The following is a 22,525-nucleotide window of genomic DNA, read 5'->3' as shown; positions in this document are numbered from 1 at the left end:
ATGGTCCAACGTTTTCGACCCGTTGGACCAATCATCCCCAGAGCCCCATCTTGCCGACCTTCGCCAGCGCGGCCTTGGCAAGGTTCCAGCGCTCGACGCGACGAGTGTAAACCTCGCTCGTTTTGGCTTCTGAATGGCCCAAGATGGCCATGATGTCGTACTGCGAACTCCCCATCTCAGCCAGCACCTCTGCCAAGCCCTTTCGGACGCCATGGGCAGACAGGTGCCCGAGCCCCGCATCCTGGCACCAGCGCTTGAACATGGCCGACATGGCATCCCCACTGGCATAGGTGCTCCCGCCCCGTTTCGCGACATACGTCGTCGGCAAAACCTTGGGAGCGCGCACAGCGGCCTTCAGCGGGTCAAGGAGTGGGATGCAGACCTCGGCCGAGCCTTTCTTGAGCGGAACCCACCGAAGGGCCTCAATGCCATCAATGACGCATTCATGGTCGCGGCCGAGGATCGTCAGGTCCTCAATCCGGCATCCGGTCCATAAGAGCACCGACATGGCAACATGCGGCGTGGTCCCGGCCTTGTGCCTGGCAAAGAATGCCGTCACGTCTGCGGCCTTCCAAGGCTTGGCGCCATCGCCCTTTTTATAGACCGACTTGATGCCGCGTGCCGTGTTTTCCTTGATGTGCTTACGCTCGATCGCCCAATCAAAAAGGACGGCTACCGCCTCGATGAAGGCGTCGGCTTGAGCCGGGGATGCAGCCATTTTGTCCTGCATCTCAATCAGCTTCTCACGCGGGACCTGCATCTTCCGATCAGGGTCTACGATGAGCTTGGCCAGCAGATTGCGCTTCTTTTTGACGGTCTTTGCGCTGGTGTTCCCAGCCTTTACCCGCTCTTCCAGGTATTCGAGATAGGTATGGACGAGCCAGCCGATCGATTGAGGAAGAGCCTCCTCCGACGGCTTCTTCTGCGGGTCTGGCTTCACGCCCCGGCGGGCAAGGTTGTATTGCCGACTGAATTCTTCCGTGCCCGGTATCCCGTCAATTTGGATCCGTTTCGCATGTTGGCCCTTTGGGCGCACGCGATAGATGACCGTGCCTGACGGCAACGTTTGCCGTATCAGGCCGGGATAGTCGACCTTCATGGAATCCCTCACCAATCCTTGAGGCCTCCATGGTCGGGTGAGGGCGCCGCTTCATCAACGTGGCCGCAATGGATTTCGATTTGTCCACCGGTTACGCACAGCTTATCCACAGGCAACCCCGCGTCCTGAATTACCTTCAAGGCAATGCGCAACGCGCGCTCACTGGCGCGGACTCGCTTCGCTGGTTGGACGAGAGCCGGCGCTGTCATTTGCGCACCTCGTCGATCGCCTTATTCTTCTTCAAGGCATTGCGGCTCGTGACCATGCTGTATCCGTCTGCAAATCGGACGGCGCAGGAATTCATGGTTCCGCGGGCAAGAACCTCGCAGGGCTGGCCTTTGCGGTCCTGGCGATTCCAGCGGTAGATGTAGGGCAGGGCCGGCGCTGTCATTGTAGCACCTCCCTTGACCTATCAGGCAGAGCAATAACGATATCTGCGACCGACGTCGGTTTGGCATATCTCGCCAGGAACAGTTGCTCGCCGGCCGCCGTAATTTCGAAATCGTGCTGGCCGTGCAACTCGACATAATCGCCATTGCACATGCCTAGAGCGGCGAACACGAGTTTCACCTTGACGCCGTCGAGAACCGACGATGAACGCAGAAGCTCCATCCGGTTGACGCGAGGCACCCCCTTGTTCTTTGCCCGCAAGAGCAGATCAAGGACGCACCACTGGATATCGGTAAGTTCAGCCGGCGCTGTCATTCTCCGGTCTCCTTCGACAGAGCGGAGCGAGAGGCGTTTGCGGTCAGCGAATTCCTGACACCTGTATCACCTGATTGATCGTAAGCTCTTGCCCGTTCACCCAGAAGAGGCCCGGAATGTCCGCCGGTGCGACGTCCTTGCCCTGCGCCTTCAGCGCCTCGATCGCCATCTGTAGCGGGTTCTTCGGCGGTTCGCTCGGCGGGGTGAAATGCACTGTCATGGCCATCTCCGTAAGCATTTCTAGAGAGAATACCACAACCGACCGGATTGCCATCCCCTCTCTCCTTATCCAGAGAGGGGGCGGTTCCACTTGTGCTGGTGGAGGATGTGCTCCCCGCATGACCTTCCTGTTTGGCTTTTTCGATGACCTCGCGAGCCCACGCGGTCTCTGCTCTTGTCGGAAACCGCATGCCGTCACCATCTTCAAGCGCCGCCATGCGTTCGGCGACCGCCAATAGTTCGGCCTTAATGTCGGGATCCTCGTTCCGCACTGACATCCAGATAGTCTCGGTCGGCGTTGTGATGCTGTAACTTACCTGGCCGAGGTAGGCCCGCAGCCAGTCGGCCAAGACGCGGGCTTCGACGACTATGTCGTCTGGTGTTTTTGGGAACCGTGGGTAGTTTATCAGACCAACGCGGAAGCCATCTTCTCGACCGCCGCTGTAAATAAAGGTCTGCGGCGTGAGCGTTACGCACATACCTTTCCGGGCGGCTTCCTGCTGGAGAACGTGAGCCACTGCGGCAATGTCTCCTGCCATGTGAATGTCGACATTGAATGACGGGACTATTCTCTCGATCATTCCTGGCCACCCCTCGTCATGCAGTCCTTGCACATGGGGGCGAAAAGATCGCCTTGGCCTTTCGCTGGCTTTGGCGATTTCTGCCCCCAGCCGAAGCCGTGCAGGCGCATCGCCTCTTTCTCCAGTTCGGTCAGCCACTCGCCCCATTTGGGGTAGAGGGCCGCCGCTTCGACGCGTTCTGCCTGCGTCTGCATCGTGCCGCACATGCACTCCCCAGAGCGGCAAAGGGCCTTGGCAACCGGGTTAATCGGCGTCTGGCAACGCTTGAGGTATTCGTCCCGGTCGTCTTGCGTCCAGTCGTGGATGATGTTGACCCAGATGTTGCCCGGCGATGCGGGATCGGCTCGGTAGGTCTGAAGGTGCTTTTTGCGGTTTTCGCTCTCGTCCTTGCGGGCTCCATTAAGCAGAAGGACGCGAACGCCGCGCTTGCCCTGTCTGATCTCGCGAGAGACGGCCTTCCGGAACGGCGTAGCCTTCAGAACCCGGTAGGCGAACCCATGCGCATCGATGCCCTTGCCGAAGAAGCCTTTGCGCAGCACATAGTCCTCATAGGCTGTGCCGGCGTCGGCTTCAACATATTCGCCCTTCCGCCCATAGACCTCGCGGACGTGATCCGTCGTCTCTTTGATCCCTGTGCGGGTGAATCCGTGGATGCGGAAGTCGATCTTGACGTCTAGCTCTTCGGCCACCTGGTCGGATGCGGCGCTATCCTGGCCGCCTGAGACCATCGAAACGATATGCGTCGGGTTGAACTGATCGATCGCTTCGCGAAGGATCTTCAAGCTGCTGTCGATCTTCATTCGACGCGTCCTTTCGAGTTGTCAGATGTGATAGTGGCGGAGCCGTCCCCCTCGGATGAGCCCTTACGGTTAACGTCTTCCCCGACCTGAAGGACGGTGATTTCCTGTCTGGCGTCAGGCCACGAAGCCGGCGCCTCCAGAGGAGATTTACGGTTCATCGGGGCCGTGACCGGCTCCCTCCCCGAAGGCCGCGTTCCGGCCCTGAGTATGTTTATTGCGGCGTTGGTGTCGGCATTAGCCGAATGCCCGCAATCGGAACACTCAAACACCGCTTGGCTCTTGCGGTGGTGTTTGGAAATAGAGCCGCACCCCGAGCACGTCTGGCTCGTGTACGCGGCAGGAACTTTGATGAGCGTGCCGCCATTTGCGGCGATCTTGTAGGATAGAAAGGTCTCGAACTGATGCCAGCCTCGTTCCAAGATAGCCCGGTTCAGCCCCGCCTTCTGGCGGACGTTGCGGCCTGGTTCAGCGACCGTTCCCTTGGCCGAGGCCGTCATGTCCCTCGTCTTCAATGCCTCGATGCACACCACGCCGAACTTGCGCGCGAGGCGCGCCGTCTCGACGTGGTGGAAGTGCTTTCGCACCCGCGCCGCCTTCGCCCGAAGTGCCGCGACACGCGCCTTGGCCACCTTACGGCGGTTCGATCCTTTGCGGCAGCGCGACAGCGCCCGTGCGGCGCGTCTCGCCTTCTTGTCGAGGCCCTTTATCCGAGCCTTGGGGAAGTCGGCAAAGGTGCCGTCGGAATAGGCGACAGCTTCGACGATGCCGCGGTCCACGCCGACCGCAGGACCGAAGTTGCGACCGATCTCTACCTCTACCTCGGTCGAGAAGCTGATGTGCCAGCCGAGAGGATTGAGGCTGATGGTGGCGTTCTTCAACTTGCTCGGAATGTCGCGGGTCCAGCGGAAGCGGACCTCGCCGATCTTGGGTAGTTTCACCAGACCCCACGACTTGTTCAATCGCCTGAACGTCACCTCCCGCCCTTGGAAGCGGAAGCTTTCGTTGACGCCTTTTCGGCGGAAGGTCGGGTATTCGGCGCGGCCGGAAAAGAAGTTGGAGTACGCTGCGGCCAGGTCGCGGAGCGCCTGTTGCTGGGCGGTCAGCGATCCGTCGGCGATCCACTCGACGTCGGCGCGCAGTTCGGTCAGTTCGCGGCACTGGGAGGCGAAGGAAATGCCGTATCCGGTGGCGCGGCGGAACTGACGGTAGTGGTCGCGGCGTTGCTCCAGCGCGAGATTGTAGACCACGCGGCAGACGCCGACGTTACGAGCGAAGGCTTCCGCCTGCGCGTCAGTCGGGTCGAGCTTGAACTTGTGGCCTCGGCTGATCCTCATGGCTTCTCTCCCTGGACGAGGGTGCGGGCGCGGCGGAGCGAGCAGAGCCTGTCGCCGATAACAGTGCGGCTTCCGATCTCGATCCGAACCGGAGTGTCATCGGGAAGATCGTCCGTTCCTTCGCTGAGCCAATCGGAGACGAGGTCTTGCGCACTGTCGATGCCAGTGAGCACAGCAATCCGCTCGTCCTTCTCTGCCATCTCCCGCTTCATCGCCTCTAACTGGAGGGCGAGGGCGGCGGTCTGCTCCTCGAATGCACGGACGGTCATGAATACCGCCCAGTCCATGAACTCTTTGGATTGGCCGTTGGTCTCGCGCTCAAGAACGAGCGTATCAACCAAGTTGACGGCCGCACGGCGGAATTCGCCTTCAAGTGCCTTAGCTATGGTCTCTGAGGGGGAGGAGGTCACTGGGCACCTGCCTTCCGGGCGGCAAACGGGATCATCGGAGCCCAATGGGTCGGGACGACCTCGTCATCGGCCTGATCACTCCACCAGCAAGACACCTCGTCATCGTTGATGGCATAGCGATACCCGCCGATATGCACTTCTTCGAGCACGTCATTTCTGACGATGCCGAGCAGCATGCGGTCTGCATCCTTGTCGGCCGTGGCAATCGGGCTCCAAGCCGGCCCGCCGTCGTCTATCTTCTTGCTGTCGGTCATGCCAAATCCCTCGAAGGCAGACGGCCGGCAACAGCCAGGCCCTGCATGATGCGGTTGGTGCAGTAGGTGATGGCCTCAGGCTCGTCGTAGTCGTTCCAGAGGCCAAAGAGCGTGTTGGCGAGCGCGTGAGGGTCGATGCCCTTGGCTTCCCAATAGGCGCGCTCGTTCATGGCGTGCTGGGCGGCGTGTTCCTCGGGGCATAGGGGCAGGGCGAACCGGTCGGGCGCCTTGGTGCCTTTGCCGCGGCCGAAATGGCCGTGAAAGACATTGGCGTAGGAGAGGTGCGCGGCCTGAACGCCCATACGGCCCGTGACGACACACGGAAGCTGGTGAAGGAACGACAGATAGTCGGCGCGCTTCTTCGGCCTACGGCGCGGTGGCTCGGCTTCATCGCGAAAGGCTGCTGTGTTGATACGCCAACTCATCTCACCCTCCCATGCCCATGAAGGCAGTGATAGGAGGGAGGGAGGAGAGTGTTTCCGTCTGGGACGGGGTGCGGTGCTGCTTCCAGCCTGCGGCGTCGCGGTATTGGTTCAGCCGGCGCAGCGCTTCGGCTACGGCGAGTTCCTGGCGGAGGCGTGCCGTCATGAGGTGCTGGCGGTCGGTTTGGGACTTGGTCATGCCTTCACCTCAAAGATGGAGCCCTCGATATCGGCGTCCGTCAGGATGGTGGTTTCGTCCCAGATCGTTTCCGTGCCGGTCGAGTTTGTGAGGTCGGCGCCTGTGAAATCGAAGCCGCGCAGATCGCAATCCGAGAAGTTTGAGCCGCGCAAATCGGCAAAGCGGTAGTCCTTGGCTGGGTCCAGCCCAACCAGAGTGCCGAGTTCGACGAAGTTGTCGGTTTCAGCGTCCATCAGGGCTTTCATCAATGCCTTGTCGTCGGCGTCGAGTTCGATAGTCATGCCGCACCGCCGATCTCTTCGGGAGCACACTCCAGCCAGCCCGCCACCTCACGAATGGCGCCGGCCCGGTCCTTGTTCTTCCCGGTGATGACGGAATCGGCCGCGAGGAAGATGCTGGCGAGCTTCGGATGATGCTCGGACCGGATAGCCTCTTTCCAGTTGTCCTTTGCCGACGCGAGCACGCCGCGCTTCGCCGGCCCATCAAGATCTTCCTGAACCGTGATGGCGAACAGTTTGAACGCGCACTCAATGAACAACGCCCGGTCGGCGTCGGTCAGAATGGACGAGGACGGAGACGAAGCGGACGGGGGTAATGCCTCGCCTCCGTCCTCTTGCGACGAGACAGGGGCGGTCTCGTCGTCTACCGACACATGACCCGAGGGGGACTGGTCCGCCGTGTCGGTATTCTGGTTGTCGATGATTTCGCCGGTAATGGCGTCAGAATGTTCTTCCGTCTGGTCGGCGATGAATGCTCGGCTAAATCCCTCGCGATCGCCCTGCGGCTCCTGCGTGGCGCTCTGGGCCTTCAAGCGATCCATGACGGACGGGGTGACGTCCTTCGCATTCTCCGGTCCACGGAACTGCTCCGCCTCGTCACGGTCGTAAACGCCAAGGATAACTTCCGGGCAGTGCCGGCGAGCCCAAGACCGGGCGGCGAAATAGCCGAGCTGCTGTTGCGGGTCTGACTTCCAGAGAGGGGAGTTTTTCGTCGTGATGCTGCCGATCGTCGGCGTGGTGTAGGAGCACTCCTCGTCATCAAGGATGCCGGTCACGGTGCAGGTGAGTTTGTCGCCTTCACCTTCGTAGCGATAGCGCAGGCGGCCCTTGATGCCGGATCGGGTGTTTACGACGGCGGCGATAAGCTGCGCCTCATAGGCAATCGCGCCGTTGACCGCGTAGGATTTGCTGGCAACGGCGAACGGCGAGAGCTGCCATTCCAGAGCCTGGAGAGCGACAGCCATGCAGGCGCCGGCATTGCCGCGAAGGTGCTTCGGGAGCGCGATATCGGCCCGGCACATGACCTCGGCGAACTTCACGACCTCAGCAAGGTTCTGCGGGGCGATCTTGGCACCGGCCGATCCGTTGGAGATGCCGACGGAATCCATGGGCAGGCGTTCCTGCTGCGTTGCGAGCTGATTCATGGCTATGCGGCCTCACGGTTGAGTTCGTTCTCAATTCGGGTGCGAGCCCACGACGGCATTTCGGTGTAGGAAAATTCGCGGTCGAAACCGTCGAAACCGGGCCAGCGCTTACGCTTCAGGCATTCCTGCACCGTCGCGATGGCTTTGCGTGCCTGGCGCTCGCCGAGGTCGATGTCCTCATCCTTCAACTGCATGACGCGGACGTCGTAGGGCGGGGCCTTCTCGACGAAGACGAAGGTGAACGAGGTGAAGGCATCGGCGCCAAGCACTTCGCGGACGATCATGCGGAGCAAGCCGGCCTGCACATGGTAGCCGTGCTGGTAGATTGCCTTGGACAGGCTTTCGTCATCGACGGACGCTGCAGTCTTCAGGTCGACGAAGTCGCCGCTATCGTTCGGCACGACGTCGGGACGGGCCTTCAGCCAGATATTGCCGTGCTTGGTGAAGATCGAACGCTCGATACGGCCATTGAGGATGCCGAGCCGGATAGGCTCTTTCCGGGAGAGAGCGTCGGCCATATGCCGGATATGCCCGATTTCGGTATCTGTGATGACTGTGCGGCCAGCGTTCTTCTGGTCGGCCAGCCAGCCCTTGCACCAGTTGGCATTCCCGTTCCAGGGCTTCATCTCGCCCTTTTCAGCAGGGTATTTCTCCGGGCGGAGCGCATACCGTTCCTTGAAACCGTCTTCCCCGAGCAACAGCATGTGTGCCGCCTTGCCGAACTCAAGAGAGGTCTTTTCCTCCTTCTCGAACGGCTTCGGATTGTAGGGGGAGAAGCCCCAGTACTCGGACGGACGGCGGAGCACGGCGCGAAGGCCAGAGCTGGAAATGGAAAACCCGTCGAACAGCTTCGTGTCGCCGTGGTAGGCGTCGATCGGAACAGCCGTCCAAACGCCCGGTGCGGAGATCTTGCCGCTGGCGTAGACCTTCTCGCGGCTGAAGCCCTTGATCATATTCCCGACGATGGAGCCAATGCTTTGCGAAGCGTCGCGGTCGATATCAACATTGCGGTTCATAAGTTGCTCCTAAATCGCGGCCGTGCCGAACTTGGTCGCGGCGTAAAAGGTGATGGCCCAAACGATCGCGGCGAGGGCGGCCAAGCAGATCGGGCCGTGGGTCGCGATGCCGGTATTGGCGTCTTCGATGATGTCGATGGGCTCCGGATGAGCGCGGCACGGAACGGCCGATGGCTCGCACGAGCATTCGCGATGGGCGGCGAGGCCGCAGCGGTCAAGCATGTGCGCCTCCGGTCTTGTGGCCATCCCAACCGGCTTCCATGGCGTCATTGGCCTCGTTTTCGGCCTCGCATTCCCAGCAAAGGCCGGGGCCATTTACGCGCTTGCCACATTCGCGGCATTCAGACGGCGAATGATAGATCGGGCGAACCTTCACGCGATGGCCAAGCTGCTCCTTGACCGAAGGCGCCTTTGGCCATTCGTTTACGCCGGCAGCATCGCGGGCCGCGAGAGCTTCGGAAGCCCATGCGCTCTGCTTGGCGTGCCGCTTGTTGACGTCGCGCGGCCGCATCCCGCATTTGTAGCCAGCGGCGCAGGCCTTTCCGCAGAACTTGCCCCAACCTCGCTTATGGTCGGCAAGGCGAACAGTGATCGGCTTGCCGCAGGCCGCGCAGTTCTTCTGGATGTTCGTCATCACACCCACCCCATCGCCTGATGGTCACGGCGCTCGTCATAGGCGCGGTCGGGATCACCGGCGCGATCTTCACGCAGGGCCTCGCCCCAAGTCTCCTGAGTGTGTTTGCTTTCCTCGAGCTGCTTGGCGATCGTGAGGAAGATGTCCTTGTTCGTCGTCGAGAAGAACTGATCCGAGCCGTAGCCGTTGCGGGTGAACTTCTTCCCACCGATCATGATGGCCGACACGTAGAACTCGCCGTCCCCGTCGTGCACCAGCGTTGCGGTGCCCCATGCCATCAGGCCGTCGCCGCAGAGGTGCATTTCCTCGAAATCGTAATCGATGCTGAATGCTGACATTGCCCCATCCTCATGTTCGGCGCCGTACCGTTTCGTCGTCCCTCGGGAGCATCAGTCGGTAGGCTGTTGGTCACTTTCGATATCCCGCCACTGTGTGCGGGATGCCGAAGGGGATCAGGTGGCTTCGGAGGTCTGCGGGGTGTCGAGATCGTGCAGCATCGACTGCAGGGCGCTGACTTCCTTCTGCGCCTGATCGCGGAGCTTGGTTGCTTCGTCCGTCATGATCTCAGCCATGGTCTGAAAGATCAGCTTCTGATGCCGGTTCAGCGCCTTAGTGAACGCGGCGTTGACTGCCTTGCTGTCCTGAACCGAGAGCTGGCTATAGACCGATGAGCTGCCGTACTGCCCACAGTAGGCGTAGAACCAGACGCTGGATTTGAAGGCGAAGTATTCGCCAGTGCCAACGCCGAAGCCGAACGCCTGTTTGTCGTGGTGGGCTTTGTCCGCGAAAGTCTCTGCGAACCACTCATGAAAGGTGCCGAGTTTGGCCGCGTCATTCTTGAGTGTCTTGATCTGGTCGATTGCTGTTGCGTTCGTTGCCATCTGTCTTCCCCGGTAGGCTGTTGCGGCGGGGTTGTTCGAGGCACGGGCCCCGCCGCGTTGTTGCCGTGCTGCGCTTCACATGACCGCCTCCATCTGGACTGGCTGTCATCCGTTTCACCGCGACCAGATCGGCTCGGGCTAAAGTTGCCGGGGCGTCTTCGTGATCGAAGTCTACGAGGAGAAATGTAAGTGAAGCCTACGTAGGTGTCAATTCAGAAAGTAGGTATTGCCTACTATTTTTTCTGATGGCATAAGAAAAGCCCCGGCGGGATGATCCGACCGGGGCTGAAATCGATTTGACGGGCGACCGGGTGCAATTCCCGAGCTGGTGAAGCCCGAGGCGCGGGAAGCGAAAGCCCTACTGTGCTGCCAGAAAATGAGGGTGGATTGCTGAAAGGCGTCCTGGCACGCGTCCCATCCCGGCTCCGGCCTTCAGGACATGGCCAAGGTTTCCCCCGCCTCTTGAACTTGGTTCATGGGGTAGGGGGAAGCTTTGGCCGGAACCCTCCCTCACCAGCCTTCAAAACCGAAAATCAGCAAGAGGGAGATAGGTAGATGGAGATGGATACGATGATCGTGGGACTGATCGTTTTTCAGTCTGCTGCTGTGATGATTGTTGGGATCGCTGCGTTCTTAACGGCGCACTACAAATCCCGAACGATCGATGCTTTGCTTGCTCGCGTGAAGCGCCTAGAAAGCCGCCAGGCAGGAGAATGACATGGAAACTGTAACCGGCCTGAATGTCGAACTGATCGTCTATATGCTGGTGATCGCGGGGCTCGTGAATTCGATTTTTATCATTTCCCGCTTCTGGGGATTCGACCGCAAAATAAGCGAGCTTGAACAGAAGATTTCGGAACTCCGGCGCGGCAGATAGACCCAGATCGTCAGGTAGTGGGTGTCATTATCGCCAGCGATCAGCGTGGGGCGCTTTTGCCCAGCCGGTGCGAGTTCCCAGTTCAAGGCTACTTCATTGGAGAGGCTAGCCAAATCAACGGCATCCGGGTTCGGGTCGCCGCCCTCTATGTGGTCGATGAGGGCCGATTGATTGATCGCTTTACAATGGTGCGGGGATGAAAATCGCAACGCCTCTATCGTCCATCGCAGATCGTCTCGATTGCGGACCGAAAAATTGAGAATTTCCCAATTCGGATGTTCGGCGCTCCTCGTGTGCGAAAGACGCTCAACCACCGGCACATTGGCTGCTTTCGTCCTGCGAACCAAGGCCATCAAAGCGGCAATGATCTTGTCCGAAAAGTAGAAGACGATCATCACGCCCACGCCGATAGCTGCCCACAGAGTACCTGGGCTATCGATTGCGAGGAGGTTCACTCCTCCGGCCCTTCTGCCTTCACGCGCTCCCATTCTTCCGGAGACAACGCGGCCTGAAGCGCGGCATCAGCCATATCCAGGTATTGCGTCCACATAGGCTTTTTGTCGCGCACAATGTTCTCGGGTACGCCGAAGTGGCTGCAAAGGGCGCGGGCGGCGCGTTCGCGGGGAGGCTTTGTCTTTTTCATCGAATTCCCTCCATCTCGTCGTCTTTGATCTTCTCCAGCGCCAACCAGTTGCAGTATTCTTTGAGGACAGGAAACGGGCCGAAAGCCAGCGTGCAGGATGAGCATGTCACCATGTCGCCATCATCGGGTCCGTCAGGAACATTGATGTTTCGGCCGCCGCATCGCTTGCATAAGAACTCGAATGTGAAGTTGCGAGCCGTGGCGCTGCCCGCAACAGGCGCGGAGTGGAGCGGGAACACACCGAGCTTTCTGACGCCGCGAGCGGCCACAGGCCTTTCTTCGAGCGCTTCAGACGCGAGCCATAGTTCATCGCAAACCTGCTCGCCGAGTACCTTCTCCATCCTCGTCCCGAGGTCGGCGCTCCGAGCGCCATAGTGATGAGAAATGAAATGTCTTCCAAAGGCACGGAGAAAATCGGATTCGAGGTCGGGGCGCTTCATCTTGCGGAGGATGACGGCGATCCGAAACGGATAATGCGGGGCGACGGGCTCCCCATGTTTGAACCAGGTGTCCAATATGTGGTTCACCATCCCGATTTGCGCGCCGAGGTCATCGTTGAGGGCGCGAAGATTTTGCACAGCATCTGGCCCGTTCAGCCAGGGCATCGTGCCAGCGGCTTCACCAAACGTTCCGCCGCCATCAAACATGCGGCTGATAGCGGCGCGACTGAACGCCTTGTTCCTACGGCGTGCTTCGAGACTTCCTTGCACTGGCGTTGAATCCAGCCGGTCGATCAAAGCTGATAACCGCTGGAGATCGTCGCCCATCACATCCTCGTAAAACGACCGACGACGCGGCCGACAATCTTGAACTGATCGGCGTTGAGAATTTCCACTTCTTCCGGCGCGGCCTCGGATACAATTCGGTACTGTGGAGGGGTTGATGCCGTCACTTTTTTGACGGTCTTCGCCCGCAGCACCGTATCTCCGTCGTCAATCACGTAGACCGCATCACCAACCCAAGCGTTCTGCGAGATATCGACCAAAACACGATCATTAGCCTTTAGCATCGGCTCCATAGAGTGCCCGATGACCGGCATGATCATAACTTGCGATGGTGATGCATCTAGGGCGTTTCGAACGTAGCTTGGCGGGATCACCCATTCATTAAGAACAGGATGGCCTGTCGCGATACCCCCAGTGACCAAGCGCGCGGCGCGACCGTCGTCAATGCGGCCTAGGCCCATGCCTGGCGAGGCGGCTGTTTCTGGCATCCCGCCTGGAAGCTTGGGAGAATAACTCAACCGGCCATCAATAACGCCGGCCCCGGTCCCGTCCCAATCCGGGTCCGAATCGCGTTCGACCTTGTCGGGATCGTAAGAAGAAACGAGTGTTTCCTTTTTCCTCTTTGGCTGCTTTGCGGGAGGTGTTCCGGTGCCGGACAGAAGCCAGTCGACCGTTGTCTCGAGCATCTCAGCCAGCGCGGGAATACGTGGCGTTTCCGGATTCGTGGTGTTGCTTTCCCATTGGCTGATATTGACCCGGTTGATGTGAAACCGAGCCGCAACGTCGTCCTGTGTCATGCCCTTCTGCCTGCGCGCGAAGGCTAGTCGCTCACCGAATGTCTCCATGTCAAAATCGTAGGCAGAGATTACGTAATTTGCACCTACGTAGGCATTGACAAATTACGTAGGCATAACCTACATTGCCTACATGATAGAGATCGTAGAAAGAGCAGCGGAGAAGGCGGGCGGCGTTGTAACGCTGGCGCGCGAACTCGGCATCAAGCACACGGCCCTGTATTCGTGGAACCGCGTTCCCGCTGAGCGGGTCTTGGATATCGAGCGCCTTACCGGGATTTCTCGTCACGAGCTTCGCCCGGACGTTTTCGGCCAGCCGGAGACCGCAGCATGACCTCCCCCCAAGAAGCCCTTCAAAAGGCAAGAGAGCTGATCTCCGATCCGAAGCGCTGGACGCAGGAGGCGTACGCACGCGACACCGACGGGGTAGATAACGTAAATTGTGGGTCCGATCACATCCCCGAAGACTCTGTCTGCTTCTGCAGCATCGGTGCCATAGCCAAGGCCTACGGCTGCAACATCAGCGCCGCTGAATGCTCTACGGCATTCAAGCTTCTTGAGGCAGGGCTCGATGATGAGGTTGGAGTTTACAACGACAGCCATACTCACGCCGAGGTCCTTGCTGCTTTCGATCTCGCCATTGCCCGTGCCTCCTCTTCGGAGGAAAAGCCATGAGCGCAGATGACATCATCCACAAAACGCCAACTGACATAATCGTCACCGCTGGAGAGGTCTGTACCGATCTCGGGATCGCGTCTTCGGTGGCAAATTGCACGCCCATTATCAAGGCGCTGAAAAACGAGCGCGAAGGCGTCGATTGGAGGAAGATTGAAACGGCGCCCGAAAACCGCGCCATCCTGATCCACATTCCGCACCTCGATTACTATGGCAACAACGGCGTCTATGCCGGGATGCTCGTGAACATGGGCACCGGCATTCGCTGGATGACGTTTGGTCATGCCATCGGTCGTGACCTCGGCCCCGGCGATGCGCCGGATGCTTGGTGCGAGTTTCCCGCCGCTCCGAAAGCGGAGGGCTGAGACATGACCTGGAACCTCAATCTCACCGACGCCCCACGCGACGGCTCGCAAATCCTGATGGCCACGGCCAAGGGCGAGCGAATGATCACGAAATGGCTGCAGCCGACGAAGCACACCCCGAACGGTCGCTTCGACGGCTTTCCTGAAAACGCGAACTCGTTGCTGGCGTGGTGCGAACTCCCGCTCCACCCGCATCACATGCCGCCGGCCGATCTGTTGCCGGTCTCGGCAGACGCAATCCCGATCATCGAAGACGTAGGGGGAGGGTGCTGACATGGAATGCTCATTTCGCGTTGGGCAGAAGGTCGTTTGTGTCGATGCTGCGTTTTGGGACGAGCAATTGCCTCAAGGTACCCAGCTTGTTGGTGATCTCGACGGGCTGCAATTGGGCGCCGTCTACACAGTCCGAGAGATAATGATTAGCCCCACATGGCTCATCCCTCTTGTTCTGCTTGAAGAGATAGAGCGACCGCATTCGTTCATCGGCGGCCGATATTTTGAATCGGGCTTCGATCCGAAGCGTTTCCGCCCCGTCGTCGAGCGCGGCATTGAAAAGGGCATGTCGATCCTACGCGAACTGCTGAACAAGCAGAACCAGCCGGTGAGGGAAGACGCATGACCCGGCTCCAACGTGTCTTCAATGCGTTCCACGGTCTCGTATCCAAGCTGGATCAGAACGACGAAGTGGAAGTCCGGAGTGATGAGGTCGCAGACCCCTATGTCGTCGATATCGTCAACCGGCTTGATCGGCTTCGCGCCCATATCGCCCGCAAAAACCGTGAGGTGGTGTGATGGCTGCAGGGCTTCCGTCATTTGTCGTCACGACTTTCGAACTGGCGACGACAGACGAGCTCGAGCGTGCTTTCATCCGCGCGCTCTGCTCGGTCTATCCGTCACAAATCAGGGCTTCTGAAATCATGCGGGCTCTTGGGATGGCAGTCCCGATTTCCCGCGATACGGCCGGCAATACGATCTGCCGGGATCAGGCAAGTCTCATCAAGTTTCACAATCTCCGCATCCGCGTCTCTCGGTTGCTCTCCTCGTTCGACTGGCAGGTCGAGCGGACGGGCGGGCTTATCACCGACGCGTATGCAGTTCGATACATGGGGCTGAGCGAGGCGGCTTAGTTCCTTCCTACGCGCCGCTCCGTCCTGATGGGTTCAACCTATCAGGAGCGGCGACCAGAAAATGGCAAACTTCAGACCGGCAACGAATAGCCGAAACCGCAAAGCAGAGGCGCATGCGATGAGTTCTGTAGACGCATTCACCCCAGAGATGACCGCAGCGTATGCGCGGAAGATGGTTGAGCGAGAGAGCCGCGGCAACGGCGACCAGTTGAACGCATTGGACCGGGTGGGTCGTCGGTGCGGGATGACGGCCCGCTCTCTCCGCCGGCTGATCAACGGCGAGACGAAAGACCCCGGCGTGTCGGTCTTCGCCCGTGTTCGGGCGGCCTACCTCGACTTCTGCGCTAGGCAGATTGCCGAGCTGCAGCACGAAATTGAAGTCGAGAAAGCGAGGATCGGCAGCGATGAAACTTTTGCGGATCTGGCTGCTGAAGCTGAGGTTTTGGCGGCGAAAGTCGAGAAGGCGAAACGAGGAGTACGAGCATGACGACAGCAGCACATAACAGCAAATTGGATGACGGGCAGCGGCAGAAGCTGTTCGCCTATCACTTCCGCAAGGAACTGGCGGCGGAGACGGCCCGGCGCGAGGCCGCGGCGGACAAAACGGCGAACCGCAAGGTGGCCAAGGCCGCCGATCCGACCTTCACCGGACAGAAGTTCGACCACTACCTCAAGGCCCACTTCGGCGAGGACGACCAGAAGCCGGTCGATCGCCTCAAGTCCGACCGTGAAAACCTCGAATGGCTCGGTCTGATCCCGTCGACAAGCGGCGGTGACCTGCTTGCGCAGGTTGACCGGGTCGACAACGAACAGCTCATCCAGGCCAAGGGATACAAGGCCGGTCTTCTGGGTCTGGAGCGCCGGTCGATGTTCGACGGCGGCAGCGCGGACGACAAGCTGTGGCTGGCCTCGTACGACGCCGGCAAAGCCGAGTACGAGACGGAAATCCCTGACATTCTCGCCCGCCTCGAAGACGACGCCGACGTGGAATCGCCGCCGGACCTCGACGAAGACGAAGCGGCCTGACCTCCAGCGCCCCGCTCTCCTCCCTGCGGAGGGCGCTGTTCACTGTCTGGCCGCGAATGGCCAGAACCTTTTCTTCCCGAGGATTGCACGATGATCATCATGGGTCTCGACCTTGCGACAAGAAGTGGATGGGCTGTCAGGGACAGCCTGAAGCACCGCTCCAGCATCGAATGCGGCACCTTCTCGGTGAAGGATTGGGAGTGGGAGGCCAAATACGCGATCGCCGCCGGCATCTTCTGGAAGCTGGCCAAGCAGTACGCCCCTGACTTCGTCGCCATCGAGCGGCCCGAACATGGCGTCCGCCAGTTCAAGAAGAAGGTCAAGGTTGACCTGACCGGCAAGGAGGAGATGGTGTCAACCATCAACCCGGCCGCGCTTCAGTTGACCGGCATTGCCGGCGCCATCATTTCCGTCTGTCAGATCCGCGGCATTCCCTACGGCACCATCGCCGCCACCAGCTGGCGCCCGGTCTATTTCGGCAAGGGTATCAAGCCGCAGGAAAAGCAGGACTGGAAAGACCTCGCCATCCAGTACGCCGAGCGCGAGCAGATCTCGCTTCCGTCGACCAAAGCCGAGCAGCGCGACGCGGCCGAAGCGATCGGCATCTGCACCTGCTGGCACAATTGCGCCATCCCGGAAATCAAATGGATGCAGCAGCGGTTCATGCAACTGCGCACCGGGGCGTTCGACCAGAAACGGAAGGCCGCGGCATGAAGAACCTAATCACCCTATGCCCTCACTGCACCAAACCGCTGACCGCCGCCGAGGCGATCGAGAAATGGTGCTCGCGCTGCGCGAAGCCGGTCGATCGGCGGGAGGAGGCGGCGTGATCCAAGTTCGTTCAATTCTCGACGGCAGGTGCACCATCCATGTCGGCGACTGCATTGAGACCATGAAGGCCTTGGCGGCAAACTCGGTCGACTGCGTTGTGACGTCTCCGCCCTATTGGGGCCTCCGCGACTATGGCGTGGTCGGACAGATCGGGCTTGAACCGACGCTCGGCGAGCACCTGCAAATCATGGTCGAAGTGTTCCGCGAGGTCTGGCGGATCCTAAAGCCGCACGGGACGCTCTGGCTGAACTATGGCGATTGCTATGCATCAACGCCGAACGGGAAGAGCGCGGAAGCATACAAGGCGGATGGAAGTGATGACCGAACTTTCCGCGACAAACCCTTTTCGACAGTCGGCCCGATCTATGACCCCAAGTACAATCGCACCGCACGCGGGCATTTTCAGGTGAGCGATCGCCAGTCCCGCGTCGAGACCGGTGGGCGCGTCGTCGCCGGCGGCTACCTGAAACCGAAAGACCTCTGCATGATCCCGAACCGCTTGGCGTTCGCCTTGCAAGAGGACGGCTGGTGGGTTCGCTCCGAGATTATCTGGCACAAGCCCAACCCGATGCCGGAATCGGTTTACGACCGGCCGACGACGGCTCACGAGAAAGTCTTCCTGCTTACGAAGGGCGAGGACTATTTCTATGATCACGAGGCGATCCGCGAGCCCGTGACCGGGACCGCCCATGCGCGCAAGCCCGGACCGAACAGCAGGCAAAATGTCGATCGAGTGCCGATATCCCGCAAAGTAAAGGTGCCGGGCGGATGGGACGTCGAGAAGGGCGCCCACGGCACGATCAACCGCAAGGGCCGCACCGAGGCGACGTCTAACGTCGCGCCTGAGGACGATCCTTTCCGCAAGGGTAAGCAATCGTTTCGCGATGGTACATCGGACCTCACAGAAACTAAGAACGCCCGCAATGTCTGGACGATCGCGCCGAAGGCATTCCGCGAAGCCCACTTCGCCACTTTCCCGCCGGCACTCGCCGAGCGCTGCATCAAGGCCGGGACCCCCAAGCGTATCTGCGCATGCTGTGGCGCTCCGTCGGGATGCGGACCGATCTGTGAGGTGTTTGGCACCGAGCCCGGTCTGGTCTTCGACCCCTTCGGCGGCGCCGGTACGGTCGGCCTCGTTGCCGAGCAGCTTGGACTTCGCAGCGTCCTCGTCGAGCTGAACCCGGAATACGCTGATATCGCTGAGCGTCGGATAAAGGCGGCTCTCCCGATGGATGAAGGAGAAGCAGCATGAACGCCCACGACATGTCCATGCATGGCGCGGCACGGCGGGAACTGCCAGCGAACGTAGAGGCGGAGCAAGCCTTGCTTGGCGCTCTACTGGTCAACAACACGGCCCTGGACGCCATCCGCCTCCCACTCGAGGCCGAACATTTCTCCGAAGCAGTGCACGGTAAAATCTACGGCGTCATCGTAGAGAGCGCCAGGCAGGGCAGGGCTGCGACCACAATCACGATCAAGAACCGCCTTGACGAGACGATGATCGGCGACAAGACGACGGCGCAGTACGTGTCGTCCTTGGCTGTGAATGCCGTGAACCTCGTCAACGTGCCTGACTTCGCCTACTCCATCATGGACTGCGCGGCCCGTCGGGCGGTGATATCCATCGGCCACAAGATGGAAGACGCCGCCTTCTCGACCGACATGGAGATCATGGACGAGATCGAGGCGCTTCGGTCCCGGCTGGATGACATCATACGGGCGCTGAACGGGCGGGCAGAGGCCAAGACCCTCGCGGAAGGTGCTAAGCGAGCGCTGGAATCGACGGCGACGGCCTACAGAGGCAGCGGCGTTGCCGGCGTCGACTACGGAATCCGCTTTCTCATGGACATGGTAGGCCCATTCCTACCCGGTCAGTTGATCGTCATCGGCGGCGGAACCAAGCAGGGCAAGTCCAGCCTCATCGAGCAGATCATCCACGGCGCTGCCTGCAATGGGCATCCGGTCTGGATTTACTCCGGTGAGATGGGCGTCGAAGAGTTGGCCCACCGGTCGCTATCCCGCGTGACAGACATCCAGGCATGGCGCCAGATCCGCGGTAAGGTCTCCGAACGGGAATACGAGCAGCTGGAGACGGCTCGCAGGAACGCCGAGACATGGCAGGACCGCTGTTTCATCCGTGATGACAGCATGACGCTCGCCCAGATCGAGCGAGACCTGAAGGACTTCGCCAAGCGTCACCCCGGCGGCATGGCCATAATCGACCATATCGGCCTCGTGGAGCGAGATCGGGAGACTGGCAAGCTATCGGAGACCGAGTTCGGCCCGTTCGTCACGCGTCGCCTGAAGATGGTTGCGAACCGGTTGCGCCTGCCAATCGTCGCCGCGGCGCAGCTCAAGAAGAACACGTTCGCCATTGAGGACCGGAAGATGAGCCGGTCCACGTACATGATGGCTATCGGCCGCCGGCCGAAGTACGCGGACATTTACGGCTCCTGCGAAAAGGACGCCAACCACGTCATCATCCCATTCCGAGCCGAACCGATCCTGCAGGAGCTAGAGCCTTCTGAGGGCTCTGACCTTCACCCGATCTGGGAAGAGGTCATGGGCACGGTACGCGGCAAGGCTGAGATCATCGTGGCACTGTCCCGTCACACCCGCTGGCCGCAGCGGAAGGAAGTCGGTTGGGAGGGCACGAAGACCATGTTTACCGACCTGCAAGAGCAAGACCAGACGAGGATGTTTTGATGAACGGTTACGCAGCCTATCCAGTGAAGCGCGGCCTCGGCTGGTGGTGCATGCTCCGCCTGGCGCGTGACGCCCGCCCACATCCGGTTATGGAAAAGGGCGCCAAGCCCAAGGTGTTCAACTCCGCCGGCGAGGCATGGGAGGAGGCGGCAAAGCACCTTCTTGCCTACATGAACGGCCACGAGATCCGCGGCGAGCGCTTCGACGGTCGCAGCACCTATCGCGACGAGGTCGATCGGGTGTTCTTCCAGCCCCGGCCAGCAGAGGGGGAGAGAAAGGCGGTGCGGGCATGAGCACTCAAATCATATGCCCCTGCTGCAAGCGCCCAAGAACAACGATCCCACTCGCCGATCTCGACGAGTTGGACGCGCTACCCAAGCCACGCAAGGAGCAACTGGCGCTCGACGCTATGGTCCTTGCGTTCCCAACTGCGGTTCGCAGCGATCAGATGGCTCAAGCCCTATACGATGACGTCGGAGACGGAGAGCCGGAAACGCGCAACAGTCTCATGTCGCACATCTCCAAGCTACGAAAGAAGCTTCGTTCGATAGGTTGGGACGTTGAAGGCCGCCGCTTCGTTGGCTATCGGCTGTGTCGGTACACCAAGGAAAGGAGCGCGGCATGAACTGGCAACCTCTTTCCGTTCAGCCGTTCGACCCGGCAAACTACCGCCAGCCGATCATAGAACGCCGACGGCGGCTGATGGGCAATCCAGTGCGACAAGTCGTGCGAGCACGCCCCCAGGCCGCGGAAGTCCCTTCTCTCGACGTTCAGCACGACGAGCACGTTAAAGCGTGGCAGCGCTGGAAGCTTGTCCTCCCGGTAGGGCGCTGCAGCAGGCACGTTTACACACGCTGCATCGAGCTGGGAGCGAACTACAATGACGTGATCGGCCCGACGCGTCGCCGGGACATCGTGCCAGTCCGGCACCTCTTGATGTGGGAGCTGCGCCACATGCTGTCACCGCAGCCGTCCTATCCAGAGATCGGCGTGGTGTTCAAACGCCACCACACAAGCATCTTCTATGCCGTGACGGAGCTGGACCAGAAGAGGGGTGAACCCCATGCCTGACCAAGTTCCCAGCGGGTGCCCATTGACCCTTCCCCAGATCGAGACCGTGCTATGGCTGTCTCGTGGGAAGACAGGTGAAGAGATCGGCGAAATCCTCGGCATCAGCCGACGGGCCGTAGAGCGTCGCCTAGACAGAGCAAAGGAAGTGACCGGAACACTCAACCGCCATGGGATTGTAGGCTTCTGTCTTCGGAAAGGGTGGATCACTTGATGCCGCATCGCTCTCATCGCTGCGACATCTACAAGGTCGCCCGCCAATGCGGCGTGAAGCTGTTCGACGGGCATCTGCATAGCCCGACGGGCCGGAAGGCGTATGAGTGCTATTGCAAGCCGACGGTGCGGGACATCGGCCGGGAACATGGGGAGGAACACCTCCGCCTTGTCTTCATGTTGATGACCGGGACGAAGATCAACGCGGCGGAGCTGTTCGCGGATATGCTCAAGGCGGTATCGTCCCTCCTGATCGAGAACCCCGATTTGGTAAAGTCACCGACCCTCACAAAGGACTTCGACGCGATCGATCTGGGGAGTCTGCGCCGCAAGACAAAGGCCATGAAGCTCCCCGTAGAGAATTGGAAGGCGCTGCTCGTGCTGATTTCGGTGCGCTTCTACCGGCCCATCCAGGGCGACCTTTTGGACATGATTGGAGAAGCAGCATGAACGTGGCCGTTTTCGTCGACTGGACATACGAGCAGGTGAGGGCGCGGATCATCGAGGCGGCAGAGACCCTGCTTTCATCCCCAGCTGCTCTGGGGCCTCGTATGAGGCTTGGCAGCATGTCGGAGGTGGTACAGGCATATAACGACGCCTACGGGGCCGCTCCGGCTGGTTACAAGCGCATCCCGGCACCCGGCGCTCTGTCCCGCATGGAGGAGACTTGGACGTGGATCAACACCTACCTCGATGAAGCAAACCGCAAGCTGATCTACGACTACGGGTTCATCAAGACCCGGAAGGGCCTCTATCTCGACCGATATTTGCAGAGAAATGACATGGTGCGCCGAACTTTCGAGCGGAAAATTCAGCGGGCATGTCAATCCATTGCATCAGAACTCAACCGTAAGCATTTGGTTCGGCTGGACATTCGTCTAGACGGGCTGTCGCAAAACAGCGTAGAAGACACACCAACAACGGTATCGTCCGAAAAGTGCGCCACACACTGGATCGCACCGGACGCAAAGCCGCAAGTTGACCCTGCTCTGGCCTCGGTCAGGGTACTCGACCCCCGGAATGTCCGGGCGCGGCATTCAGACAAGAACCGCAGTCTCGGAGCGAGGTAGGATATGCCCCGAATGCCGCAAGGACTACAGGCTATGCGTCCTTGCTATCCTTGTCGGGGTGAGAGTTTGGAATGGCGGCGGAAACGCAGCAATCGACATCGGGGTTATAAGCTGGGCTAGGTAGTGCTCCCCGAATCCTAGGTATGCCGCAAGGCCTGAGCCAGTACATGCCCAGCCATTCCAAAGCCATATGCCGAAAGGCAGACGAACTGCGCAGAACAACAGGCTCCCGTAGCTCAGCTGGATAGAGCGCCTGGCTAATCCTTGGAGGTCGTCGGTTCAACTCCGGCCGGGAGCTTGCTGCGCAGGCAACGAAATCGGGAAGGTGAGAAGAAGCGGTTTCATTTGGATCGTGGTCCCGCGCCCTCCGTCTTCCCGACCCCATACGGCATAGCCGTAACAGAACCGGTCCACTGCCAAGCGTAGTG

At 60.1% G+C, this 22,525-nt stretch carries 38 protein-coding genes and 1 tRNA gene; 18 read left to right on the top strand and 21 right to left on the bottom strand.

Features of this window, described 5'->3' with window-relative positions; all coding sequences use genetic code 11:
- Positions 1-31: 31 nt before the first annotated feature.
- The 17 genes from GR138_RS12920 to GR138_RS12840 all read right to left on the bottom strand — a co-directional run bounded on the left by GR138_RS12920 (position 32) and on the right by GR138_RS12840 (position 9,977).
- Positions 32-1,099: a tyrosine-type recombinase/integrase gene (locus tag GR138_RS12920; protein WP_246200417.1), complete on the bottom strand. Its 1,068-nt coding sequence runs from the start codon at positions 1,097-1,099 to the stop codon at positions 32-34.
- A gap of 205 nt (positions 1,100-1,304) precedes the next feature.
- Positions 1,305-1,490 (bottom strand): hypothetical protein, encoded by a 186-nt coding sequence (locus GR138_RS12915; protein ID WP_160859654.1) that lies wholly within the window; start codon positions 1,488-1,490, stop codon positions 1,305-1,307.
- Complete coding sequence (locus tag GR138_RS12910) at positions 1,487-1,804, bottom strand: hypothetical protein (protein ID WP_160859653.1); 318 nt, start codon at positions 1,802-1,804, stop codon at positions 1,487-1,489. The genes GR138_RS12915 and GR138_RS12910 overlap by 4 nt, the downstream gene beginning before the upstream one ends.
- Positions 1,801-2,604 (bottom strand): hypothetical protein, encoded by an 804-nt coding sequence (locus tag GR138_RS12905; protein ID WP_160859652.1) that lies wholly within the window; start codon positions 2,602-2,604, stop codon positions 1,801-1,803. Before GR138_RS12905 ends, GR138_RS12910 begins: the two co-directional genes overlap by 4 nt.
- A complete protein-coding gene (locus GR138_RS12900) occupies positions 2,601-3,404 on the bottom strand; it encodes a phosphoadenosine phosphosulfate reductase domain-containing protein (RefSeq protein WP_160859651.1) in 804 nt (267 codons plus the stop codon). Before GR138_RS12900 ends, GR138_RS12905 begins: the two co-directional genes overlap by 4 nt.
- A complete protein-coding gene (locus GR138_RS12895) occupies positions 3,401-4,738 on the bottom strand; it encodes an RNA-guided endonuclease InsQ/TnpB family protein (RefSeq protein WP_160859650.1) in 1,338 nt (445 codons plus the stop codon). Before GR138_RS12895 ends, GR138_RS12900 begins: the two co-directional genes overlap by 4 nt.
- A complete protein-coding gene (locus GR138_RS12890) occupies positions 4,735-5,079 on the bottom strand; it encodes a hypothetical protein (RefSeq protein WP_160859649.1) in 345 nt (114 codons plus the stop codon). The genes GR138_RS12895 and GR138_RS12890 overlap by 4 nt, the downstream gene beginning before the upstream one ends.
- A 65-nt stretch (positions 5,080-5,144) precedes the next feature.
- On the bottom strand, positions 5,145-5,402 hold the full coding sequence (locus GR138_RS12885; RefSeq protein WP_160859648.1) for a hypothetical protein: 258 nt from the start codon (positions 5,400-5,402) through the stop codon (positions 5,145-5,147).
- Entirely contained in the window at positions 5,399-5,827 is a 429-nt protein-coding gene (locus GR138_RS12880; RefSeq protein ID WP_160859647.1) for a DUF968 domain-containing protein, read from the bottom strand. Before GR138_RS12880 ends, GR138_RS12885 begins: the two co-directional genes overlap by 4 nt.
- A gap of 1 nt (position 5,828) precedes the next feature.
- Complete coding sequence (locus tag GR138_RS12875; RefSeq protein ID WP_160859646.1) at positions 5,829-6,023, bottom strand: hypothetical protein; 195 nt, start codon at positions 6,021-6,023, stop codon at positions 5,829-5,831.
- A complete protein-coding gene (locus tag GR138_RS12870) occupies positions 6,020-6,304 on the bottom strand; it encodes a pentapeptide repeat-containing protein (RefSeq protein WP_160859645.1) in 285 nt (94 codons plus the stop codon). Before GR138_RS12870 ends, GR138_RS12875 begins: the two co-directional genes overlap by 4 nt.
- Positions 6,301-7,410: a recombinase RecT gene (locus GR138_RS12865; RefSeq protein WP_160859644.1), complete on the bottom strand. Its 1,110-nt coding sequence runs from the start codon at positions 7,408-7,410 to the stop codon at positions 6,301-6,303. Before GR138_RS12865 ends, GR138_RS12870 begins: the two co-directional genes overlap by 4 nt.
- A gap of 38 nt (positions 7,411-7,448) precedes the next feature.
- The gene (locus GR138_RS12860) at positions 7,449-8,462 is read right to left on the bottom strand and encodes a PD-(D/E)XK nuclease-like domain-containing protein (protein WP_160859643.1); all 1,014 of its coding nucleotides are present in this window, start codon (positions 8,460-8,462) and stop codon (positions 7,449-7,451) included.
- A 9-nt stretch (positions 8,463-8,471) separates the two neighbouring features.
- Positions 8,472-8,684, bottom strand: a complete 213-nt coding sequence (locus GR138_RS12855; protein WP_160859642.1) for a hypothetical protein — start codon at positions 8,682-8,684, stop codon at positions 8,472-8,474.
- Positions 8,677-9,096, bottom strand: a complete 420-nt coding sequence (locus tag GR138_RS12850) for a hypothetical protein (RefSeq protein WP_160859641.1) — start codon at positions 9,094-9,096, stop codon at positions 8,677-8,679. The genes GR138_RS12855 and GR138_RS12850 overlap by 8 nt, the downstream gene beginning before the upstream one ends.
- Positions 9,096-9,434, bottom strand: a complete 339-nt coding sequence (locus GR138_RS12845) for a hypothetical protein (protein WP_160859640.1) — start codon at positions 9,432-9,434, stop codon at positions 9,096-9,098. Before GR138_RS12845 ends, GR138_RS12850 begins: the two co-directional genes overlap by 1 nt.
- A 114-nt stretch (positions 9,435-9,548) precedes the next feature.
- A complete protein-coding gene (locus tag GR138_RS12840) occupies positions 9,549-9,977 on the bottom strand; it encodes a hypothetical protein (protein WP_160859639.1) in 429 nt (142 codons plus the stop codon).
- Between the two features lie 555 nt (positions 9,978-10,532).
- Here GR138_RS12840 and GR138_RS12835 point away from each other — a divergent pair.
- Entirely contained in the window at positions 10,533-10,694 is a 162-nt protein-coding gene (locus GR138_RS12835; RefSeq protein WP_160859638.1) for a hypothetical protein, read from the top strand.
- Positions 10,695-10,733: 39 nt separating this feature from the next.
- Here the strand turns inward: GR138_RS12835 and GR138_RS12830 are convergent, their stop codons facing one another.
- From GR138_RS12830 to GR138_RS12815, 4 genes are read right to left on the bottom strand one after another with little or no spacing between them, the layout of a single operon-like run.
- Complete coding sequence (locus GR138_RS12830; protein WP_160859637.1) at positions 10,734-11,309, bottom strand: hypothetical protein; 576 nt, start codon at positions 11,307-11,309, stop codon at positions 10,734-10,736.
- Positions 11,306-11,497 (bottom strand): hypothetical protein, encoded by a 192-nt coding sequence (locus GR138_RS12825; RefSeq protein ID WP_160859636.1) that lies wholly within the window; start codon positions 11,495-11,497, stop codon positions 11,306-11,308. The genes GR138_RS12830 and GR138_RS12825 overlap by 4 nt, the downstream gene beginning before the upstream one ends.
- Positions 11,494-12,264 carry a hypothetical protein gene (locus tag GR138_RS12820; RefSeq protein ID WP_160859635.1) on the bottom strand — a complete coding sequence of 257 codons (771 nt, stop codon included), beginning with the start codon at positions 12,262-12,264 and terminating at the stop codon, positions 11,494-11,496. Before GR138_RS12820 ends, GR138_RS12825 begins: the two co-directional genes overlap by 4 nt.
- Positions 12,264-13,067 carry an XRE family transcriptional regulator gene (locus GR138_RS12815; protein WP_276508784.1) on the bottom strand — a complete coding sequence of 268 codons (804 nt, stop codon included), beginning with the start codon at positions 13,065-13,067 and terminating at the stop codon, positions 12,264-12,266. Before GR138_RS12815 ends, GR138_RS12820 begins: the two co-directional genes overlap by 1 nt.
- An 82-nt stretch (positions 13,068-13,149) precedes the next feature.
- Here GR138_RS12815 and GR138_RS12810 point away from each other — a divergent pair, with 82 nt between their 5' ends.
- From GR138_RS12810 to GR138_RS12730, 17 genes are all read left to right on the top strand, one after another.
- The gene (locus GR138_RS12810; protein WP_160859633.1) at positions 13,150-13,350 is read left to right on the top strand and encodes a transcriptional regulator; all 201 of its coding nucleotides are present in this window, start codon (positions 13,150-13,152) and stop codon (positions 13,348-13,350) included.
- Positions 13,347-13,691 carry a DUF6197 family protein gene (locus GR138_RS12805; RefSeq protein ID WP_160859632.1) on the top strand — a complete coding sequence of 115 codons (345 nt, stop codon included), beginning with the start codon at positions 13,347-13,349 and terminating at the stop codon, positions 13,689-13,691. The genes GR138_RS12810 and GR138_RS12805 overlap by 4 nt, the downstream gene beginning before the upstream one ends.
- Positions 13,688-14,056 carry a hypothetical protein gene (locus GR138_RS12800; protein ID WP_160859631.1) on the top strand — a complete coding sequence of 123 codons (369 nt, stop codon included), beginning with the start codon at positions 13,688-13,690 and terminating at the stop codon, positions 14,054-14,056. Before GR138_RS12805 ends, GR138_RS12800 begins: the two co-directional genes overlap by 4 nt.
- A 3-nt stretch (positions 14,057-14,059) precedes the next feature.
- Positions 14,060-14,329, top strand: coding sequence for a hypothetical protein (locus GR138_RS12795; protein WP_160859630.1), 270 nt, complete (start codon positions 14,060-14,062; stop codon positions 14,327-14,329).
- Position 14,330: 1 nt separating this feature from the next.
- Complete coding sequence (locus GR138_RS12790; RefSeq protein ID WP_160859629.1) at positions 14,331-14,675, top strand: hypothetical protein; 345 nt, start codon at positions 14,331-14,333, stop codon at positions 14,673-14,675.
- Positions 14,672-14,848, top strand: coding sequence for a hypothetical protein (locus tag GR138_RS12785; RefSeq protein WP_160859628.1), 177 nt, complete (start codon positions 14,672-14,674; stop codon positions 14,846-14,848). The genes GR138_RS12790 and GR138_RS12785 overlap by 4 nt, the downstream gene beginning before the upstream one ends.
- On the top strand, positions 14,848-15,183 hold the full coding sequence (locus tag GR138_RS12780) for a hypothetical protein (protein ID WP_160859627.1): 336 nt from the start codon (positions 14,848-14,850) through the stop codon (positions 15,181-15,183). The genes GR138_RS12785 and GR138_RS12780 overlap by 1 nt, the downstream gene beginning before the upstream one ends.
- Before the next feature lie 118 nt (positions 15,184-15,301).
- Positions 15,302-15,670, top strand: coding sequence for a hypothetical protein (locus GR138_RS12775; protein ID WP_160859626.1), 369 nt, complete (start codon positions 15,302-15,304; stop codon positions 15,668-15,670).
- Positions 15,667-16,209 carry a hypothetical protein gene (locus GR138_RS12770; protein WP_160859625.1) on the top strand — a complete coding sequence of 181 codons (543 nt, stop codon included), beginning with the start codon at positions 15,667-15,669 and terminating at the stop codon, positions 16,207-16,209. Before GR138_RS12775 ends, GR138_RS12770 begins: the two co-directional genes overlap by 4 nt.
- Before the next feature lie 90 nt (positions 16,210-16,299).
- Positions 16,300-16,923: a RuvC family protein gene (locus tag GR138_RS12765; RefSeq protein ID WP_160859624.1), complete on the top strand. Its 624-nt coding sequence runs from the start codon at positions 16,300-16,302 to the stop codon at positions 16,921-16,923.
- Positions 16,924-16,987: 64 nt separating this feature from the next.
- Complete coding sequence (locus GR138_RS12760) at positions 16,988-18,292, top strand: DNA-methyltransferase (protein ID WP_160859623.1); 1,305 nt, start codon at positions 16,988-16,990, stop codon at positions 18,290-18,292.
- Positions 18,289-19,746, top strand: coding sequence for a DnaB-like helicase C-terminal domain-containing protein (locus GR138_RS12755; RefSeq protein ID WP_160859622.1), 1,458 nt, complete (start codon positions 18,289-18,291; stop codon positions 19,744-19,746). Before GR138_RS12760 ends, GR138_RS12755 begins: the two co-directional genes overlap by 4 nt.
- Complete coding sequence (locus tag GR138_RS12750; RefSeq protein ID WP_160859621.1) at positions 19,746-20,039, top strand: hypothetical protein; 294 nt, start codon at positions 19,746-19,748, stop codon at positions 20,037-20,039. The genes GR138_RS12755 and GR138_RS12750 overlap by 1 nt, the downstream gene beginning before the upstream one ends.
- A gap of 328 nt (positions 20,040-20,367) precedes the next feature.
- Complete coding sequence (locus GR138_RS12745) at positions 20,368-20,817, top strand: helix-turn-helix domain-containing protein (RefSeq protein ID WP_160859620.1); 450 nt, start codon at positions 20,368-20,370, stop codon at positions 20,815-20,817.
- Between the two features lie 210 nt (positions 20,818-21,027).
- The gene (locus GR138_RS12740; RefSeq protein WP_160859619.1) at positions 21,028-21,477 is read left to right on the top strand and encodes a hypothetical protein; all 450 of its coding nucleotides are present in this window, start codon (positions 21,028-21,030) and stop codon (positions 21,475-21,477) included.
- Positions 21,474-22,097 (top strand): hypothetical protein, encoded by a 624-nt coding sequence (locus tag GR138_RS12735; RefSeq protein ID WP_160859618.1) that lies wholly within the window; start codon positions 21,474-21,476, stop codon positions 22,095-22,097. Before GR138_RS12740 ends, GR138_RS12735 begins: the two co-directional genes overlap by 4 nt.
- A gap of 225 nt (positions 22,098-22,322) precedes the next feature.
- Positions 22,323-22,395: transfer RNA gene (locus GR138_RS12730), tRNA-OTHER, on the top strand.
- Positions 22,396-22,525 lie beyond the last annotated feature (130 nt).

The organism is Shinella kummerowiae (assembly GCF_009827055.1).
In the GTDB taxonomy this organism is placed as follows: domain Bacteria; phylum Pseudomonadota; class Alphaproteobacteria; order Rhizobiales; family Rhizobiaceae; genus Shinella; species Shinella kummerowiae.
This window is presented reverse-complemented; position numbering and strand designations above follow the sequence as displayed.

Coding starts and splice junctions, on each gene's coding strand:
- GR138_RS12920 (WP_246200417.1), bottom strand. CDS start 1,099: ATGAAGGTCGACTATCCCGGCCTGATACGGCAAACGTTGCCGTCAGGC.
- GR138_RS12915 (WP_160859654.1), bottom strand. CDS start 1,490: ATGACAGCGCCGGCCCTGCCCTACATCTACCGCTGGAATCGCCAGGAC.
- GR138_RS12910 (WP_160859653.1), bottom strand. CDS start 1,804: ATGACAGCGCCGGCTGAACTTACCGATATCCAGTGGTGCGTCCTTGAT.
- GR138_RS12905 (WP_160859652.1), bottom strand. CDS start 2,604: ATGATCGAGAGAATAGTCCCGTCATTCAATGTCGACATTCACATGGCA.
- GR138_RS12900 (WP_160859651.1), bottom strand. CDS start 3,404: ATGAAGATCGACAGCAGCTTGAAGATCCTTCGCGAAGCGATCGATCAG.
- GR138_RS12895 (WP_160859650.1), bottom strand. CDS start 4,738: ATGAGGATCAGCCGAGGCCACAAGTTCAAGCTCGACCCGACTGACGCG.
- GR138_RS12885 (WP_160859648.1), bottom strand. CDS start 5,402: ATGACCGACAGCAAGAAGATAGACGACGGCGGGCCGGCTTGGAGCCCG.
- GR138_RS12880 (WP_160859647.1), bottom strand. CDS start 5,827: ATGAGTTGGCGTATCAACACAGCAGCCTTTCGCGATGAAGCCGAGCCA.
- GR138_RS12875 (WP_160859646.1), bottom strand. CDS start 6,023: ATGACCAAGTCCCAAACCGACCGCCAGCACCTCATGACGGCACGCCTC.
- GR138_RS12870 (WP_160859645.1), bottom strand. CDS start 6,304: ATGACTATCGAACTCGACGCCGACGACAAGGCATTGATGAAAGCCCTG.
- GR138_RS12865 (WP_160859644.1), bottom strand. CDS start 7,410: ATGGATTCCGTCGGCATCTCCAACGGATCGGCCGGTGCCAAGATCGCC.
- GR138_RS12860 (WP_160859643.1), bottom strand. CDS start 8,462: ATGAACCGCAATGTTGATATCGACCGCGACGCTTCGCAAAGCATTGGC.
- GR138_RS12855 (WP_160859642.1), bottom strand. CDS start 8,684: ATGCTTGACCGCTGCGGCCTCGCCGCCCATCGCGAATGCTCGTGCGAG.
- GR138_RS12850 (WP_160859641.1), bottom strand. CDS start 9,096: ATGACGAACATCCAGAAGAACTGCGCGGCCTGCGGCAAGCCGATCACT.
- GR138_RS12845 (WP_160859640.1), bottom strand. CDS start 9,434: ATGTCAGCATTCAGCATCGATTACGATTTCGAGGAAATGCACCTCTGC.
- GR138_RS12840 (WP_160859639.1), bottom strand. CDS start 9,977: ATGGCAACGAACGCAACAGCAATCGACCAGATCAAGACACTCAAGAAT.
- GR138_RS12835 (WP_160859638.1), top strand. CDS start 10,533: ATGGAGATGGATACGATGATCGTGGGACTGATCGTTTTTCAGTCTGCT.
- GR138_RS12825 (WP_160859636.1), bottom strand. CDS start 11,497: ATGAAAAAGACAAAGCCTCCCCGCGAACGCGCCGCCCGCGCCCTTTGC.
- GR138_RS12820 (WP_160859635.1), bottom strand. CDS start 12,264: ATGGGCGACGATCTCCAGCGGTTATCAGCTTTGATCGACCGGCTGGAT.
- GR138_RS12815 (WP_276508784.1), bottom strand. CDS start 13,067: ATGGAGACATTCGGTGAGCGACTAGCCTTCGCGCGCAGGCAGAAGGGC.
- GR138_RS12810 (WP_160859633.1), top strand. CDS start 13,150: ATGATAGAGATCGTAGAAAGAGCAGCGGAGAAGGCGGGCGGCGTTGTA.
- GR138_RS12805 (WP_160859632.1), top strand. CDS start 13,347: ATGACCTCCCCCCAAGAAGCCCTTCAAAAGGCAAGAGAGCTGATCTCC.
- GR138_RS12800 (WP_160859631.1), top strand. CDS start 13,688: ATGAGCGCAGATGACATCATCCACAAAACGCCAACTGACATAATCGTC.
- GR138_RS12795 (WP_160859630.1), top strand. CDS start 14,060: ATGACCTGGAACCTCAATCTCACCGACGCCCCACGCGACGGCTCGCAA.
- GR138_RS12790 (WP_160859629.1), top strand. CDS start 14,331: ATGGAATGCTCATTTCGCGTTGGGCAGAAGGTCGTTTGTGTCGATGCT.
- GR138_RS12785 (WP_160859628.1), top strand. CDS start 14,672: ATGACCCGGCTCCAACGTGTCTTCAATGCGTTCCACGGTCTCGTATCC.
- GR138_RS12780 (WP_160859627.1), top strand. CDS start 14,848: ATGGCTGCAGGGCTTCCGTCATTTGTCGTCACGACTTTCGAACTGGCG.
- GR138_RS12775 (WP_160859626.1), top strand. CDS start 15,302: ATGAGTTCTGTAGACGCATTCACCCCAGAGATGACCGCAGCGTATGCG.
- GR138_RS12770 (WP_160859625.1), top strand. CDS start 15,667: ATGACGACAGCAGCACATAACAGCAAATTGGATGACGGGCAGCGGCAG.
- GR138_RS12765 (WP_160859624.1), top strand. CDS start 16,300: ATGATCATCATGGGTCTCGACCTTGCGACAAGAAGTGGATGGGCTGTC.
- GR138_RS12760 (WP_160859623.1), top strand. CDS start 16,988: ATGGTGCTCGCGCTGCGCGAAGCCGGTCGATCGGCGGGAGGAGGCGGC.
- GR138_RS12755 (WP_160859622.1), top strand. CDS start 18,289: ATGAACGCCCACGACATGTCCATGCATGGCGCGGCACGGCGGGAACTG.
- GR138_RS12750 (WP_160859621.1), top strand. CDS start 19,746: ATGAACGGTTACGCAGCCTATCCAGTGAAGCGCGGCCTCGGCTGGTGG.
- GR138_RS12745 (WP_160859620.1), top strand. CDS start 20,368: ATGAACTGGCAACCTCTTTCCGTTCAGCCGTTCGACCCGGCAAACTAC.
- GR138_RS12740 (WP_160859619.1), top strand. CDS start 21,028: ATGCCGCATCGCTCTCATCGCTGCGACATCTACAAGGTCGCCCGCCAA.
- GR138_RS12735 (WP_160859618.1), top strand. CDS start 21,474: ATGAACGTGGCCGTTTTCGTCGACTGGACATACGAGCAGGTGAGGGCG.